Genomic DNA, 15,625 nt, shown 5'->3' with positions numbered 1-15,625 from the left:
ATTCCCGCAGTTCCAGCTCGGCCGTCAGCTGAGTCCGAGGGTGTCCAGCTCCCACGACAGCGAGAACGCGACCTCGCGCCAGGCGTCGTACCGCCCGCTGCGGCCGCCGTGCCCGGCGTCCATCTCGGTCTTGAGCAGTACGTCGGGGTCGCCGGCCGCGGTCGCCCGGAGTTTCGCGATCCACTTCGCCGGCTCGACGAAGAACACCCGGGTGTCGTTCAGGCTGGTGATCGCGAGGATGCGCGGATAGTTCTGCGCGGTGACGTTTTCGTACGGCGAGTAGGACTTCATGTACTCGTAGACAGCCGGGTCCTCGAGCGGATTGCCCCATTCCTCCCACTCGATCACGGTGAGCGGCAGGGACGGGTCCAGAATCGTCGTCAACGCGTCGACGAACGGGACTTCCGCGACGATTCCGCCGAAGGCCTGCGGGGCCAGGTTCGCGACCGCGCCCATCAGCAGCCCGCCGGCACTGCCGCCCTGCGCGACGATCCGCTCCGGCCTGGTCCAGCCGGCCCGCACCAGGTGCTCGGCGGCCGCGACGAAGTCGGTGAACGTGTTCCGCTTGGTGAGCATCTTGCCGTCGTCGTACCAGTGCCGGCCGAGCTCGCCGCCGCCGCGGATATGCGCGATCGCGAACACCACGCCGCGGTCGAGCAGCGACAGCCGCGGGATCGAGAACCACGGGTCGACGGACGTCTCGTACGAGCCGTACCCGTACAGCACGACCGGCGCGTTCCCGTCCTTCGCGACGTCCTTGCGCGCGACCATCGAGATCGGCACTTTCGTCCCGTCCGGAGCGGTCGCCCACTCGCGGTACTGGGTGTAGTCGCTCGTGTCGACGCCGCCGAGCACGGGCTGCTGCTTGAGCAGTCGGCGCTCGCCCGTCGCGACATCTACGTCGTACGTCGAACCCGGGGTGACGAGGGAGGTGTAGCCGAAGCGGTAGCGGGTGTCGTGCCACTCGTCGTTGCGCCCGGGGGACACGGTGTAGATCGGCTCATCGAACTCGAGTACTTCGGGGTCGCCGAAGCCGTCCGCGGTACGCCGCATGATCGCGAGCTCGGTGAGCGCGTTGCGGCGCCGGTACAGGATGACGTGGTCGGCGAACGCGTCGGCGCCGAGCAGACGGCTGGTCTCGTCGCCCTCGATCAGCGTCGTCCAGTCGCCGGGGGAGTCGAGCGGCGCGGACGCCAGCGAGAAGTTGGCGGCGTCGGCGTTGTGCGTGATCAGGAGCTGGTCGCCGGCGTGCTCGACGTCGTACTCGACGCCCTCGCGGCGGGCCGCGACCACGACCGGGTCACCTGTCGGGTTCTGGGCGTCGAGCAGCCAGACCTCGCTGGTGAGCTTGCTGCCGAGCGCGATCATGATCGCCTGCTCGTTGCGGGTCAGGTCGACGCCGACCCAGAACCGCTCGTCCGCCTCTTCCATCACCAGGACGTCGTCGGCCGCGCCCAGGGCGTGCCTCCACACCTGGTACGGGCGCCAGGCGTCGTCGACCTTGGTGTAGAAGATCGTCGACCCGTCGGCGGACCACGCCGAGCCGTAGTGCACCTCGGGCAGCTCGTCCGGCAGCAGCTCGCCGGTGTCGAGGTCCTTGATCCGCAGGGTGAACCGCTCGTCGCCCTTGAGGTCGACCGAGTACGCGAGCAGGCGGCCGTCGGGGGACACGTCGACGGTGCCGAGCGAGAAGAACTCGGAGTCGCCGGCCACCTCGTTACCGTCGAGCATGACCTCTTCGCCCGCGATCTCGCCGTCGGTCGCGGGCGGCTGGTCGCCGTCGACCTTCACCCGGCAGTGCAACGAGTACTGCCGGCCCTCGATCGTGCGCGAGTAGTACCAGTACCCGCCGCGCCGGGCCGGGACGCTCAGGTCGGTCTGCTGCGTCCGGTCCGAGATCTCCTTGAAGATTGCCTCACGCAACGATTCCAGGTGCGCCGTCCGCGCCTCGGTGTACGCGTTCTCGGCCCGCAGGTACCCCAGCACCTCGTCGTCGCCCTTGTCCCGCAACCACTCGTACTCGTCGACGAACACATCACCGTGATGCACCCGCTCAACCGGCTTCCGCGCAGCAACCGGCGGCGTCACAGAGGAAGAAATCTCAGACATGCCGCGAGACTACCTGCGCCCCCGGACAAGAACTATTCAGATGTCGTACGTCGCCACGACCGGGGCGTGGTCGCTCCAGCGTTCGGCGTACGTCGGGGCTCGGTGGACGACGCAGGTTCTCGCGGCGGCGGCCAGCTCCGGCGAGGCGATCTGGTAGTCGATGCGCCAGCCGGCGTCGTTGTCGAAGGCCTTGCCGCGCCAGGACCACCACGAGTACGGGCCGGGGCCTTCGCCGCCGAAGCGGCGGCCGAGGTCGACCCAGCCGGCCTCGAACAGGCGGTCCATCCAGGCGCGTTCCTCGGGCAGGAAGCCGCTCTTCTTGCGGTTCGCCTTCCAGGCCTTCAGGTCTTCCTCGCGGTGCGCGATGTTCAGGTCGCCGCACATCAGCACGTGCCGCCCGTCCGCCCGCAGCTCGGTCAGCCGCGCGGTGATCGCGTCCAGGAACGCGTACTTCTCCTCCTGCCGCGGCGGGGTCTCGAACTCCCCGGTGAACACGTACGTGCTGACCGCGGTCAACGTCGTACCGTCGTCCAGCACGACGTCCGCCTCGACCCAGCGCCCGGTCCCGGCGAACCGCTCGGGACCGATCTCGCCGCGCTCGTCCTTGATCGGCCGCCGGCTCGCGACCGCGACGCCCGCGCGTCCCTTGTGCCCGTCGATCGCCGGCTCGGCGTGGGCGATGTTCCAGTCGCCGCCCAGCAGTTCCCGCAGTACGTCGTCCGATGCGCGAACTTCCTGCATCAGCAACAGGTCCGGGTCCGTGCTCTCCAGCCACGGCGCCATCCCGCGCCGGAAGGCGGCCCTGATCCCGTTCACATTCACCGTGGCAACCGTCAGCACCGGAGAACCCTAACGCGCAGACCCCGACGGCTCGCGCGCCGGCATCCTCCGCAACGCTAGGTACCCGCCGACCGCAGGTACGAACGAGAGCACCTTTGCCCGCGGCGACGCGCCGGCCGAGGTCAGGACCGTCACGATCGTCACGAGGTACGCCGTACCGTGCGTCGGACCCAGCACCGACGAGAAGGGCGCCCAATGCACGGTGAGGAGGTTCGCGAACAGCAAGCACACCGTCGCGGCCTCGACGGCTGCCGCGATCTTCAGCACCTTCATCGTCAGGCCCCCGTCGTCGAACCGGGGCGGACGATCATCAGCACCACGACGACGGCCCACAGGAGGGCGAACAGGCCGGTGGTCATGGACAGTGCCTTGGCCTGGGGGAGCAGTGCCGTGCGTACGTCGGGACCGGCGCCGGCCGCTGCCAGGACACGGGACTGTGTGGGGATGACGACGAAGGCGAGCAAGGCTGCGGCGACCAGCGTGAGGATCATCGAGATGATCAGCCAATAGTCGCCCAGCACCCCCATCCCGCCGGCCACCGCAAGACCGAAGACGGGCACGGCCAGACCGCCGATCGCGTAGACCCGGCTGATGCGGTGGAGGACCTCCAGCACCGCGGCGTCCGGCGCCTCCGCCAGGAGCGCCCGGCGGGCGATCGGCGGGAACGTGCTCGCGGCGATCGTCACCGGACCGACGAAGATGATCGCGGCCAGGACATGGACGCTGAGCAGGAACTTGTTCATCACACTCCCCAGGGTCGAAAGTTTCAGGCAGACTGTAACTCAAGTATCAGTGAGACTGAAACCTGCGATGATTGCCGGATGGGAGAGACCGGGCGACCGCCGCTGAGTCCCGCGCTGTTGCTGGTGATGCTGGGGGGAGGGCTGCGCACGCGGTTGGAGCGTGATCTCCGGGCGGAGGGCCTGTCGCTGCGGCACTTCTCAGCGCTGGGGCATCTCGCACACCAGCCGGGGCTGTCCTACAGCGAGCTCGCCCGGAGAGACGGCATCACAACCCAGAGCATGCAGTCGACGCTCCTGCAGTTGCAGGACATGGGGGCTGTCGAGCGACTGACGGCACCTGGGCGAGGGCGGGCCGCAGACCTGAAGGTCACCGCTGCAGGTGAGCAGCTGCTCGGTCGCTGTCGGGTCGTGCTGTCCGCGATCGATGCGGAGCTGGCCGCGCAGCTCGGTGCGGAGGCGGCCGACGGTCTGGCAGGCCAGGTCCTGCAGTTGCTAGCCGCGCTCGCCGACGACCCGTCGGAGGTCACTCGGAAGTCGTCGTGAGGCGAGTGTCCTGCGCCCGAAGTTCGTGAGATAAGTGCAGGCTCGAAGGACTCATCACGGCCGGGCCGTGGCACTTCATCCGGCGCGACCAGTCCACGGCATCTTTGTGTACCCACCAACCACGATCGGCCGGTTTTCGTGGTTGAGCCGTGCACAAAGATGACGGGCACTTTGACCCGCGATCGCATCAGGACCGACCTACGACGCGAACCTGCGGCGCAGGACACTAGGTTGTCGACAGGATGGCGTCCAGTGACTGCTCGCAGAGGTGTTCGAGGGCTTCCGGCGAGACGGTTGGGTTGTCGATCCACACCAGCAGGGTCTGTTCGACGTAACCCTGCCAGCCGTGGCACGCGAGCTCGACGACGGGGGTGATCTCGATGCCACGCTCCGCGACGGCGCTGATCACCCATTGGCTGAAGACCCGGCGCAGATCGGAGTGCAGTGCCCGGATCTCCGGGTCGCCGGCGGCCGACATCAGCAGTGTCGCCCGGTAGAGCTGGGGCGCTTCGAGGACGGCGCGCACGAACGCGCGGATCCCGGCCCGCAGTTGCTCGTCGGGAGGCAGCGACGGGTCCGGGGCGGTGCGCAGCATGACCTCGGCGGCGGCCTCCTCGATCACGGCGTACTGGAACTTCTTCTTGGAGCCGAAGTAGTGGAAGAGGAGCGCGGGGGAGACGCCGGCCTCGGCGGCGACGAGTTCGACCGTGAGCTCGCGGTGCGGGTCCGCGAGCAGCACCCGGCGCGCCGCGGCGAGGATCTGCGCCCGCCGCTCGTCGGGCCGCAGCCGGGCACCGGAGGAAGAGGTCTGGCTCATAGGGTCAGTCTATTGAGTATTCGGTCAACAAGCACTTACTGTTGAGTATCCACTCAACAAGCTGGAGGTCCCGATGCGTCCGTTGCCCGGTCAAGTCGTGCTCATCACCGGCGCCTCCCGGGGGATCGGCGCCGCGGTCGCCCGGAAGCTGACGCAGGACGGCGCCAAACTCGCGCTGGTCGGCCTGGAGCCGGACGAGCTGAGGAAGGTCGCCGAGGACTGCGGACCGGACGCCGGCTGGTGGGAGGCCGATGTCACCGACACCGACTCGCTGCGGACGGCGGTCGAGGCGATCGCCGAGCGCTACGGCCGGATCGACGTCGTGATGGCGAACGCCGGGATCGCCGCGCCGGGATTCAGCCGGAGCATGGACCCGAAGGTCTGGGAGCGTGTTCTGGACGTCGACCTGATCGGTGTCTGGCGGACCGTTCACCTGACGCTGCCGTACCTGCTGGAGAGCAAGGGCTACCTCCTGCTCGTCTCCTCCCTGGCCGCGATCGTGCACATCCCGGGCCTCGCGTCGTACAACGTGTCCAAGGCCGGGGTCGAGGCGATGGGGGACACGTTGCGGCCGGAGCTGAAGCACCTCGGCGTCCGGGTCGGCGTCGCGCATATGACGTTCGTCGACACCGACATGGTGCGCGGGGTCGACACGCACCCGGTGTTCGGCAAGGTGCGGACCGGGATCCCGGGCGTGAGCAAGACGTACTCGCTGGAGTTCGCGGTGGGCAAGTTCGTGGAGGGCATCAGGAAGCGCTCCCGCACCGTGCACGTGCCGGGCTGGATCGGCGCGCTGAAGGTGTTCCGCTGGGTGATCCCGCATGTCATCGAGGCCGGTTCGCGGTTCAGCGTGCCGAAGGCCGACGCGGCGGCGCTGGCCGATGTCCAGTCGCGCGGCGCCGAGGCGTCCTCACGACCGAGCGGCGCCGGCGGGCTGGCGGACGCCGCCGCGGCCCAGAAATGAGCCCAGAGATGAGCCGCGAGTACGACGTCGTACTGCTGGGAGCGAGCGGGTTCACGGGCGCGCTCACGGCGGAGTACCTGGAGAAGAACGCGCCGGACGGCCTCCGCTGGGCCGTTGCCGGACGCAACAAACAGAAGCTGGAGCGGTTCGGCCGGGACATCCTCGTGGCGGACGTCACCGACCCGAACTCCCTGCGCGAGCTCGCCGAGTCCACGAAGGTCGTCGCGACCACGGTCGGTCCGTACGTCGAGTACGGCGAACCGCTCGTCGCGGCCTGCGCCGAGGCCGGCACCGGGTATCTCGATCTGACCGGTGAGCCGGAGTTCCTGGACCGAATGTACGTGCGGTACCACGAGCGCGCGACGCAGACCGGTGCCCGGATCGTCCACGCGTGCGGCTTCGACTCGATTCCGTACGACCTGGGTGTGCAGTACACGGTCGAGCAGTTGCCGGAGAACGTGCCGATCCGGGTCGACGGACTGCTGCGCGCCGGCGGTCGCCCGTCCGGCGGAACGTTCCATACCGCGATCACCGCGTTCTCGCGACCGAAACAGAACCTGGCCGCGCACCGAGCCCGGCGCGCGGCCGAACCCCGGCCGGCGGACCGGAGGGCGCGGGCGGTGCCGGGGAAGATCCACCGCCAGCAGGGGTTCTGGGCGGTTCCGTTGCCGACGATCGATCCGCAGATCGTCGGGTACTCGGGCCGGCTGCTCGATCGCTACGGGCCCGACTTCCGGTACTCGCACTACGCCGCGATGAAGCGTCTCCCGACTGTTGCCGCGGGCATCGGTGGGGTGGGTCTGCTGGTCGCGGGCGCCCAGGTGCCGCCGATCCGGAACGCGCTGCTGAAGCGTCTCCAGCCCGGTGACGGTCCGAGTGCGGAACAGCGGGCGCGGTCGTGGTTCAACGTGCGGTTCGTCGGCCGGGGCGGTGGCAAGCAGGTGATCACCGAGGTCGCGGGCCGGGACCCCGGGTACGACGAGACCGCGAAAATGCTCGGCGAGAGCGCTCTGTGCCTGGCGCTCGACGATCTGCCGGAGACCGCCGGCCAAACCACGACTGCCGCCGCGATGGGACCCGCTCTGCGTGAGCGCCTGGTGAAAGCGGGGATGACCTTTGCCACCCTCGAAGTCGACAGCTACTAGCCAGGACGGCACCACCCTCGCCGTCTACAACTACAACAACCACGATGCCCCGGTGCTGGTTTGTGTGCACGGCTATCCGGACAACGCTTCGCTCTGGGCGCCAGTGGCCGACTTGCTCGCCGACGACTTCCAGGTGGTCGCGTACGACGTCCGCGGCGCCGGCGCGTCCGATCACCCGGGGAGCACCGCGGCGTACGTGCTCGACCGCCTGCAGGAGGACTTCCGGGCAGTCATCGACCAGGTGTCACCCGACCGTCCCGTGCACGTGCTCGCCCACGACTGGGGCTCGATCCAGGCGTGGCATTTCGTGACCGCGCCCGACCTGGAATCGCGTATCGCGTCCTTCACGTCCATCTCCGGCCCGTCGCTCGATCACGCCGGTTACTTCCTCAGAAGGCGCTCCCGCGCGGCGCTCAAACAGCTGCTGCACTCCTGGTACATCTTCTACTTCCACCTCCCATGGCTCCCGGAGCTCGGTTGGCGCAAAGGCTGGGCGCACCGCGCTTTCAACCGCCTCGAACGGCAGCAGCCCGACGACAACCGCTCGCTCGGCGACTACGTGAACGGCATCAAGCTGTACCGCGCGAACGTCGTCCCGCGGCTCCTCCGACCCGCGCAACGGCGTACCGACGTACCCGTGCTCGCGGTGTCGCCGGACGCCGACCCGTTCGTCACCACCCCGCTGCAGACCGACATCGCACAGTGGGCCCCGAACCTCACGACCAAGGTGATCAGGGGCGGCCACTGGATGCCCCGGAACGATCCCGGACTTGTCGCCCGGTTGGTACGGGAACACACCGGTCAGGTGGCACGCTGGGGGACATGAAGACGCTCCTCAACCTGATCTGGCTGGTCCTGGCCGGGTTCTGGCTGGCGGTCGGTTACGCGGTCGCCGGGATCATCTGTTGCGTGCTGATCGTCACGATCCCGTTCGGGATCGCGTCGTTCCGGATCGCGGCGTACACCCTGTGGCCGTTCGGGCGGACCATCGTGGACAAGCGCAGTGCCGGAGCCGGCGCGCTGCTCGGCAACATCATCTGGATCGTTGTCGCGGGCTGGTGGCTCGCGCTCGGCCATCTGACCACCGGTATCGCGTTGTGCCTGACGATCGTCGGCATCCCGCTCGGGGTCGCGAACTTCAAGCTGATCCCGGTGTCGCTGGTGCCGCTCGGCAAGACCATCGTGCCGACGGATCGGCCGTTCGTGTGAGGGCGCTGACCGTCCTCGGTTCGTGCGGCGCCTGGCCGGAGGCCGGTCGGGCCTGCGCGGGCTTCCTGCTTGAGTACGACGGTTTCCGAGTCGTACTCGATCTCGGGTACGCCGCCCTCCCGCGACTGCTCGAGCACTGCCCGACGGGCGAGGTCGATGCGGTCGTCGTGACGCACCAGCACCCGGACCACTGCGTCGACGTGAGCGGTCTCGCCCGCGTGCGGTACTACGAGGCGCCGGACGCGCCACCGGTCCCGTTGCACTGCGCTCCGGGCGTTCTCGACGTACTGCGAGCGCTCGAACCCCACCCGGATCCGGCGGACGTGTTCGCCGTACACGACCTGGCGTCGACGACGCGGATCGGGCCGTTCGAGGTGCTGACGGTGGAGCTGCCGCATTACAAGACGAATCTTGGCGTGCGACTCTCCGCGCCAGGGATGTCGGTCGCGTACACAGGAGACAGCGGACCGTCGCCCGAGCTGTCGCGATTGGCTGCGGGAACCGATCTCTTCATCTCCGATGCGACGCTGCAAGGCCCGTCACCGCAGACCCAGCCCCGCTACGTGATGACAGCCGCCGAAGCGGCCGAGGGTGCTCGGGGTGCGTCGAGGTTGTTGCTGACCCATTTCTGGCCCGGTTCGGATCGCTCAGTGTCCGTGGCAGAGGCCAAGCGAGTCTTCGACGGTGAAGTGCTGGCGGCCGAAGAAGGTCTCAGGCTGACGTTCTGAGGCGGGTGTACTCGGTGAAGCGTCCGAGGGCGTACGGCCAGACCTGCTCGAAGTTCGTCCGGTACTCGGCGCCGGCCTCGCCATGCCGCTCCCAGCCGCGATGGGCGACGGTCACCGTCGACTTCTGGAAGGTCACCTCGACCTCGGTCGCGTCCTCGGCACGCGGGACCGGCACCCTGTCGGGGCCGATCTGCCAGCTGAACACCAGCCGGCGCCCCGGCTCCCACGCCAGCACCCGACCCCAGTCCCACTGCATCCCGTGCGGACCCAGCTCGTACAGCACACCGTCGAGCAGGCCCATGTCAGTCAGCAGCTCGGCACCCGACCAGGAGAACTCCGGCGGCCACCAGCGGCCGAACTCGTCGGTGAAGATCTCGAAGGCCACATCGGGTGGGACCGTGAGGCCGGCCTCGGCGGTGAGTTCGCGCACGGGCGCAGCCTAGTTCTGTTGTTCGGCCGCGACGACCTTCCGGACGTTCGCGATATCCCCGCAGCCCGAGTCGATCAGGCGCGCGCGCTCTTCGGCGAACAGGTCGCCGAGTTTGCGGCGGACGCCTTCGGTGACGTCTGTCCGGGCCGGGTTCAGGACGTCTCGCTCCTCCTCGTCGAGGTGGTGCGTGAGCGCCTCGGACAGCTCGTGCAGCTTCTCGCTGAACTCCTCGCTGCCGGTGTCGTCGACCTCCATCAGGGCGAGCAGCGCGTCGTTGCCCTCGGCATGCTCGTGTTCGGAGTGTTCGACCTCGTCGGCATCGATCGCGTCCTTGTGCCGCAGCGCCGGGTAGACCTTCGACTCCTCGGCCTCGGCGTGCGCGATCAGGACGGTCGCGAGGTCGGCGAGCACCGCGGCGCGATCACTGCGGACATCGCGCAGTTCGCGCAGTGCCTCCTCGAACCACCTGTGGTCGGCAAGGATGATCTCGACCACGTCACCACCCGCTGCCGGAAGGATCTTCGGCATCCGTCGTCTCCTTTCTCGGATGCCCTGCCTGGTACCCGGATACCCTGCGGCCATGCCCACAGCCCTCATCCGCCGCCCAAGCCCGCGCCTCGCCGAAGGGCTGGTCACGCACATCGAGCGCACACCGGTCGACCTCGCGCTGGCGTTCGGCCAATGGCAGCGGTACGTCGACGCGCTGCACGGCACCGGCTGGAACACGGTCGAGGTGCCGGCGATCGACGAATGCCCGGACAGCGTGTTCGTCGAGGACACGATGGTCGTGTACGGCGACGTCGCGGTGATCGCGCGGGCCGGCGCGGACGAGCGGCGCGCGGAGGCGGCGGCCGCCGCGGAGACGGTCGCCGCGCAGGGGTACCGGATCGTCAGGATCGACGAACCCGGGACGCTGGACGGCGGCGACGTCCTGAAGATCGGCTCGACGATCTACGTCGGGCAGGGCGGCCGGACGAACGCGGCCGGGTTCCAGCAGTTGCGCGACGCGTTCGCACCGCTCGGCGCGGAGGTCCGCGCGGTCCCGGTGCGGAAGGTGCTGCATCTGAAGTCGGCCGTGACCGCGCTACCCGACGGCACGGTCGTCGGGTACGAGCCGCTCGTGGACGACGCCGCCGCGTTCGACGCGTTCCGCCCGGTGCCGGAGGAGGCGGGCGCGCACGTCGTACTGCTGGATGACGACCAGCTGCTGATGGCGGCGTCCGCGCCGAAATCGGCGCAGTTGTTCGAGGGCCTGGGTTATCGGCCGGTCGTGGTCGACATCAGCGAGTTCGAGAAGCTCGAGGGGTGTGTCACGTGCTTGTCGGTGCGTCTGCGCCGCTGAGCAGCCGGCGCGCGGCCGCGGCCAGCTGCACGTCGCGCTTCTTCCCTCGCGCCTCGACGACTCCGCAGGCCTCCACCAGCGCCTTTCGGTAGACCGCCGTGTCCGGATGACCAGGTGGGGCGTCCCGGACGACCTGGGTCAGCGCCTCGACCGCCTCCGCGATGTCGCCGCACGCGAGCAACGCCTTCCCGAGCGCGGCCCGATCGCGCAACAGCTGCGCGGCGTCGTCCACCATCGCGTCGGCCGCGACGATGTCCGCGAGCAACTGAGCCTCCGACCGCGGACCGCCGACCATCAACCGCGCACCGGTGATCGCCTCGGTCGCCGCCCGGGTCAGCTCGTGGTGCGGCCCGAACACCTCGACCAGCTGCGGCGTCACCAACTCGAACCAGGCGATCGCCCGCCCGTAGTTCCTCGTCGCCAGCAGACCCTGGGCTACTCGCAGCCGGACCCGCAGCGTCGCCGGGTCGTCGGCGGCCAGCACCATCTCCCGCTCGGCCAGCGCCGCCTGGTAGAACGGCAACGCCTGTCCGGGCTCGCTCTCGTCCCAGTACGCCTCGGCCTGCTTGTACGCCGGGGCGCCGTCGAGCTCCGGGTACGCCGAGATCGCGGACACGGGCTCGCGCCGTACGAGGGCCTGCATCGGCTGATCGACCACCTTGCGGCCGACGTACGTGCGCCCGCCGGTCGGGATGATCCGGAACCGTCCGACCTTCGACACCGGAACCCACAGCACCGTGTTGTAGAGCGTCCGCACCGAGGACCCGCAGTTCTCGCACACACTCCGGTGCCCGTAGAACCTGCTGCCCATCGGCCCCATCGGCGCCGCCGTCTCGGCCGCCCGCCACGCCTCCGAACCCGCCGTGCACGGCGCACAGAACGGGTACACCCCCCGCCGTTCCTCATTCATTCGAGACATTGTGGTCAGTTTCGGGTTCGTCGTCTGCATCCGCGGGGGTGTGCTGCACTTTTGTCAGGGCCGGATCGTCGACGGAGAACGTCCGGACCGGGCCCGGCGGCGTGTCCGCGGTCTCGAAGCGGATCGTGACGCGGCCGCGTCCCGAGCCCCAGACCCAGCCGCGGCCGTGGTCCGGGTGCGCGACGTCCTGACCGGGATGGAACCCGAGCTGGTCGCGCGGCCGGGCCGGCAGCTCGACCACCTCGATCGGGTTCTCGGCGTGCTCGCCTTCGGTGAACAGATCGTCCTGGATCCAGTCGGCCAGTGACGAGACGCCTACACCGAGCAACCGGATGCCGCCGCCGATGTCGCTCTCCTCGAGCAGCCGGCGCGCGACCCGCGCGACCACCCGCGCGTCGTCGGTCGGGCCCGCCAGTGTCGACGAGCGGGTGTGCGTGGTGAAGTCGTGCATCCGCGTCTTGACCGTCACGGTCCGGCCGGACAGCTGCGCCTTCTGCAGGCGCTCGGCGACGCGGTGCGCCATCCGGTCGCTGATCGCGGTGAGCAGCGCGCGGTCGATGATGTCGGTCTCGAACGTGTCCTCGACGCTGACCGACTTGGTCTCCCGATCGCTCACGACCGGCCGGTCGTCGGCCGCCACGGCGAGCCGGTGCAGGCTGGTGCCGTGCGCGGACCCGACCTGACGGATCAACTCGTCCTCGTCGAGCTGCTGCAGGTCCGCGACGGTGCGGACGCCGGCCATGCTCAGCCGCTGCGCGGTCGCCGGGCCGACGCCCGGGATCACGGTGACCTGCATCGGTGCGAGGAACGCGGCCTCGGTCCCGGCCGGTACGACGACCACGCCGTCCGGCTTGTCCAGATCGCTGGCGATCTTCGCGATCAGCTTCGACGTCCCCGCACCGACCGACGCGGTCAGTCCGCCGGACACCTTGTAGATGGCCGCCTTCAGATCGTCGGCGATCGCCTGCACGTCCTCGACCGTCAGCCCGGTCAGCCCACTCGCGGCGAGGTCGATGAACGCCTCGTCCAGCGACAGCGGCTCGACCAACGGCGACAGCGCCCGCATCTCCGCCATCACCGCCTGACTGCTCTTCCGGTACACCTCGAAACGCGGACTCAGGTACGCCGCGTGCGGGCACCGTGATCGCGCCTCGGCCGTCGACATCGCGGACCGTACGCCGTACTTGCGTGCCTCGTACGACGCGGTCGACACGACCCCGCGCACGCCGATGCCGCCGACGACCACGGGCTTGCCCCGCAGTGACGGCTTGTCCCGCTGCTCGACCGCCGCGAAGAACGCGTCCAGGTCCACGTGCAGCACCGACGGATCGTCTCGCACCCCACCAGTGTCCCTGCCGCCACCGACAATGAGCCCATGAGCTTCCCCGATCACTGGGACGACGGCACCCAGCACCACGTCCACTGGTACGACGAGCGCACCGCGATCCTCCGCCAGCCGCTCCGCACCAACTTCGAAGCACCGTTCCTGTACCTGCTGCTCGGTCGCGACCGCGCCCTCCTGCTCGACACCGGCACGGGCCACATCCCCCTGCGTCCACTCGTCGAGCAACTCGCGGGGGATCGGGAGCTCGTCGTCGCCCATACGCACGGACATGGCGACCACGTCGGCGGCGACGGAGAGTTCGACAGCGTCGTAGGACGATCCGTCGAGGACGTCGCGGAGTACTTCGGGATCGACTGGCCGCACGGGAGCGGCACGATCGACCTGGGGGAGCGGATCGTCGACATCATCCCGATCCCCGGACACCAGGGCGCGGACATCGCCCTGTACGACCGAGCGACGCGGCTGCTCCTGACGGGGGACTCGCTGTACCCAGGTCGGCTGTACGTGAAGGACTGGGCGGCGTACCGGGACAGCATCCGGCGACTGGCGGCGTTTGTTGCTGACGGCAATTCCGTCGAGTGGGTACTGGGGGCCCATATCGAGATGACGAACGAGCCCGGCCGCGACTACGAGATGGGAGCCGACGAGCACCCGGCCGAACACGTGCTTCAGCTGCGTCCCGGCGTACTGGCCGAGCTCGCCGGCGTCCTCGCGGCGGCCGGAGACCAGCCGGTGCGGATCGAGCGGAGCGATTTCATCGTGTATCCGGTGTGATTCGCCAGGCGCGGGATGGGCACTTCGGGCACACTGAGCACAGGAGCCACCAGGGGAGGCGCTGATGGGTGAGGAAGTCGACCGGGTCGAGTTCACCCGGGCGGACCGGACCGCGTTCCGCGAACAGGTGCACCGCAACCTCGACGCCTTCGCGCGGATGCTGCGCGAGAACCGGTTCGCGCCCGAGCGGCCGATGACCGGGATCGAGATCGAGCTGAACCTGGTCGACGAGAAGTGCGACCCGGCGTTCAAGAACTCCGAAGTGCTGAGCGCGATCGAGGACGACGCGTTCCAGACCGAGCTCGGCCAGTTCAACATCGAGATCAACGTGCCGCCCGGACAGATCGACGGACTCGGTCTGGACACCATGGAGTCGAACATCCGGGACAGCCTGAACGCCGCCGAGGACAAGGCGTCCCGGACCGGCTCGTCGATGGTGGTGGTCGGCATCCTGCCGACGCTGCTGACCGAGCACATCCGCCGCGACGCGCTCAGCACCAACCCGCGGTACGCGCTGCTCAACGACCAGATCTTCGCCGCCCGCGGCGAGGACGTGCAGATCTCCATCGACGGTGTCGAACGGCTGCAGGTCACCGCGGACAGCATCGTCCCCGAGGCCGCCTGTACGTCGACGCAGTTCCATCTCCAGGTGACACCGGAGGCGTTCCCGCGGTACTGGAACGCCGCGCAGGCGATCTCCGGCGTACAGCTCGCGGTCGGGGCGAACTCGCCGTTCCTGTTCGGCAAGGAGCTGCTCCGCGAGACCCGGATCGCGTTGTTCGAACAGGCCGCCGACACCCGCACGCACGAACTGAAGACGCAGGGCGTCCGGCCGCGGGTTTGGTTCGGTGAACGATGGATCACCTCGATCTTCGACCTCTTCGAGGAGAACTCGCGGTACTACCCGGCGCTGCTGCCGGTCACCTCCGACGAGGATCCGATCGCCGTCCTGGACCGCGGTGACACGCCGGCCCTTTCGGAGTTGCGGCTGCACAACGGGACGATCTACCGCTGGAACCGGCCCGTGTACGACGTTGTCCGGGAGAAGCCGCATCTACGCGTGGAGAATCGTGTCCTGCCGGCCGGCCCGACGGTCGTCGACACGATCGCCAACGGCGCCTTCTACTTCGGGCTGGTGCGGGCGCTGGCCGACGACGAACGGCCGATCTGGTCGCAGATGTCGTTCAGTGCTGCCGAGGAGAACTTCCACAACGCGGCCCGCAACGGCATCGAGGCGGAGGTGTTCTGGCCCGGCGTCGGTACGGCGCGCGCGACCGAGCTGGTGCTCAGACGCCTGCTCCCGTTGGCGGTTCGCGGTCTGGACGCGTGGGGCGTGGACGTCGCAGTACGGGACCGGTTGCTCGGGATCATCGAGCAGCGGTGCCTGACCGGCCGCAACGGGGCGTCGTGGCAGGCCGACGAGTTCCACCGCCTGTATACAAAGGGATCGCACGGCCGGAAGGACGCGCTGCGCGGGATGCTCCGCCGGTACCGCGACCACATGCACGACAACACGCCGGTGCACGAATGGCCGGTGGACTGAACCGGTTCGTACGCCGGTGTGCGCAGGACAACGTAGGACAGCGGGTCGCGGAACCCCGGTCCTTCTGGCGGAACCCGTTCGATCTTGCCCAAGGCAACGGGATCGACGGTTTCCGGGCGAGTTCGATAACGACCCGGACTACAGGGGTGGCGCATTTGGTGACAGCCCTGCAAA

The 15,625-nt window shown here is 69.0% G+C and carries 18 protein-coding genes; 9 read left to right on the top strand and 9 right to left on the bottom strand.

The window, feature by feature from the left end; genetic code table 11:
• Positions 1-24: 24 nt before the first annotated feature.
• Genes E0H92_RS33510 through E0H92_RS33495 form a run of 4 tightly spaced genes read right to left on the bottom strand, consistent with a single transcriptional unit; the run spans position 25 to position 3,692 of the window.
• Complete coding sequence (locus E0H92_RS33510) at positions 25-2,109, bottom strand: S9 family peptidase (protein ID WP_131499061.1); 2,085 nt, start codon at positions 2,107-2,109, stop codon at positions 25-27.
• A gap of 36 nt (positions 2,110-2,145) precedes the next feature.
• Complete coding sequence (locus E0H92_RS33505; protein WP_131499060.1) at positions 2,146-2,949, bottom strand: exodeoxyribonuclease III; 804 nt, start codon at positions 2,947-2,949, stop codon at positions 2,146-2,148.
• A gap of 9 nt (positions 2,950-2,958) precedes the next feature.
• Positions 2,959-3,222, bottom strand: a complete 264-nt coding sequence (locus E0H92_RS33500) for a DUF3817 domain-containing protein (RefSeq protein WP_202873953.1) — start codon at positions 3,220-3,222, stop codon at positions 2,959-2,961.
• Between the two features lie 2 nt (positions 3,223-3,224).
• The gene (locus tag E0H92_RS33495) at positions 3,225-3,692 is read right to left on the bottom strand and encodes a DUF2269 family protein (protein WP_131499059.1); all 468 of its coding nucleotides are present in this window, start codon (positions 3,690-3,692) and stop codon (positions 3,225-3,227) included.
• A 78-nt stretch (positions 3,693-3,770) separates the two neighbouring features.
• Between E0H92_RS33495 and E0H92_RS33490 the strand changes: the two genes are divergently transcribed.
• The gene (locus tag E0H92_RS33490; protein ID WP_131461714.1) at positions 3,771-4,235 is read left to right on the top strand and encodes a MarR family winged helix-turn-helix transcriptional regulator; all 465 of its coding nucleotides are present in this window, start codon (positions 3,771-3,773) and stop codon (positions 4,233-4,235) included.
• A 226-nt stretch (positions 4,236-4,461) separates the two neighbouring features.
• On the opposite strand, the gene E0H92_RS33485 is transcribed toward E0H92_RS33490, so the two are convergent.
• A complete protein-coding gene (locus E0H92_RS33485; protein WP_131499058.1) occupies positions 4,462-5,052 on the bottom strand; it encodes a TetR/AcrR family transcriptional regulator in 591 nt (196 codons plus the stop codon).
• A gap of 73 nt (positions 5,053-5,125) precedes the next feature.
• On the opposite strand from E0H92_RS33485, the gene E0H92_RS33480 reads away from it, so the two are divergent.
• Genes E0H92_RS33480 through E0H92_RS33460 form a run of 5 tightly spaced genes read left to right on the top strand, consistent with a single transcriptional unit; the run spans position 5,126 to position 9,098 of the window.
• The gene (locus E0H92_RS33480; RefSeq protein ID WP_131461712.1) at positions 5,126-6,016 is read left to right on the top strand and encodes an SDR family oxidoreductase; all 891 of its coding nucleotides are present in this window, start codon (positions 5,126-5,128) and stop codon (positions 6,014-6,016) included.
• 8 nt (positions 6,017-6,024) lie between these two features.
• Entirely contained in the window at positions 6,025-7,161 is a 1,137-nt protein-coding gene (locus E0H92_RS33475) for a saccharopine dehydrogenase family protein (RefSeq protein ID WP_131461711.1), read from the top strand.
• The gene (locus E0H92_RS33470; RefSeq protein WP_131461710.1) at positions 7,133-7,987 is read left to right on the top strand and encodes an alpha/beta fold hydrolase; all 855 of its coding nucleotides are present in this window, start codon (positions 7,133-7,135) and stop codon (positions 7,985-7,987) included. The genes E0H92_RS33475 and E0H92_RS33470 overlap by 29 nt, the downstream gene beginning before the upstream one ends.
• Positions 7,984-8,370, top strand: a complete 387-nt coding sequence (locus E0H92_RS33465; protein WP_131292092.1) for a YccF domain-containing protein — start codon at positions 7,984-7,986, stop codon at positions 8,368-8,370. The genes E0H92_RS33470 and E0H92_RS33465 overlap by 4 nt, the downstream gene beginning before the upstream one ends.
• Positions 8,367-9,098 carry an MBL fold metallo-hydrolase gene (locus tag E0H92_RS33460; RefSeq protein WP_131461709.1) on the top strand — a complete coding sequence of 244 codons (732 nt, stop codon included), beginning with the start codon at positions 8,367-8,369 and terminating at the stop codon, positions 9,096-9,098. The genes E0H92_RS33465 and E0H92_RS33460 overlap by 4 nt, the downstream gene beginning before the upstream one ends.
• Here E0H92_RS33460 and E0H92_RS33455 read toward each other — a convergent pair.
• Together E0H92_RS33455 and E0H92_RS33450 are read right to left on the bottom strand one after the other, a co-directional pair.
• The gene (locus tag E0H92_RS33455; protein ID WP_131461708.1) at positions 9,082-9,528 is read right to left on the bottom strand and encodes an SRPBCC domain-containing protein; all 447 of its coding nucleotides are present in this window, start codon (positions 9,526-9,528) and stop codon (positions 9,082-9,084) included. The two genes, E0H92_RS33460 and E0H92_RS33455, sit on opposite strands and share 17 nt — an antisense overlap.
• A gap of 9 nt (positions 9,529-9,537) precedes the next feature.
• Positions 9,538-10,056 (bottom strand): hemerythrin domain-containing protein, encoded by a 519-nt coding sequence (locus E0H92_RS33450; protein WP_131461707.1) that lies wholly within the window; start codon positions 10,054-10,056, stop codon positions 9,538-9,540.
• 52 nt (positions 10,057-10,108) lie between these two features.
• Here E0H92_RS33450 and ddaH point away from each other — a divergent pair, with 52 nt between their 5' ends.
• Positions 10,109-10,870 (top strand): dimethylargininase, encoded by a 762-nt coding sequence (gene ddaH / locus E0H92_RS33445; protein ID WP_131499057.1) that lies wholly within the window; start codon positions 10,109-10,111, stop codon positions 10,868-10,870.
• On the opposite strand, the gene E0H92_RS33440 is transcribed toward ddaH, so the two are convergent.
• Both E0H92_RS33440 and E0H92_RS33435 read right to left on the bottom strand, forming a co-directional pair.
• Positions 10,839-11,780: a tetratricopeptide repeat protein gene (locus E0H92_RS33440; protein WP_131499056.1), complete on the bottom strand. Its 942-nt coding sequence runs from the start codon at positions 11,778-11,780 to the stop codon at positions 10,839-10,841. The genes ddaH and E0H92_RS33440 overlap by 32 nt on opposite strands.
• Positions 11,773-13,128: a DNA polymerase IV gene (locus E0H92_RS33435; protein ID WP_131499055.1), complete on the bottom strand. Its 1,356-nt coding sequence runs from the start codon at positions 13,126-13,128 to the stop codon at positions 11,773-11,775. Before E0H92_RS33435 ends, E0H92_RS33440 begins: the two co-directional genes overlap by 8 nt.
• 36 nt (positions 13,129-13,164) lie before the next feature.
• On the opposite strand from E0H92_RS33435, the gene E0H92_RS33430 reads away from it, so the two are divergent.
• The gene (locus E0H92_RS33430; RefSeq protein ID WP_131499054.1) at positions 13,165-13,908 is read left to right on the top strand and encodes an MBL fold metallo-hydrolase; all 744 of its coding nucleotides are present in this window, start codon (positions 13,165-13,167) and stop codon (positions 13,906-13,908) included.
• Positions 13,909-13,972: 64 nt separating this feature from the next.
• Entirely contained in the window at positions 13,973-15,451 is a 1,479-nt protein-coding gene (locus E0H92_RS33425; protein ID WP_131292081.1) for a glutamate-cysteine ligase family protein, read from the top strand.
• Positions 15,452-15,625: the final 174 nt, after the last annotated feature.

Origin of the sequence: Kribbella speibonae, from assembly GCF_004331375.1 — a bacterium.
Classification (GTDB): Bacteria; Actinomycetota; Actinomycetes; order Propionibacteriales; family Kribbellaceae; genus Kribbella; species Kribbella sindirgiensis.
The sequence above is the reverse complement of the archived record's forward strand: the minus strand, read 5'-3'. Positions and strand labels throughout refer to the sequence as shown.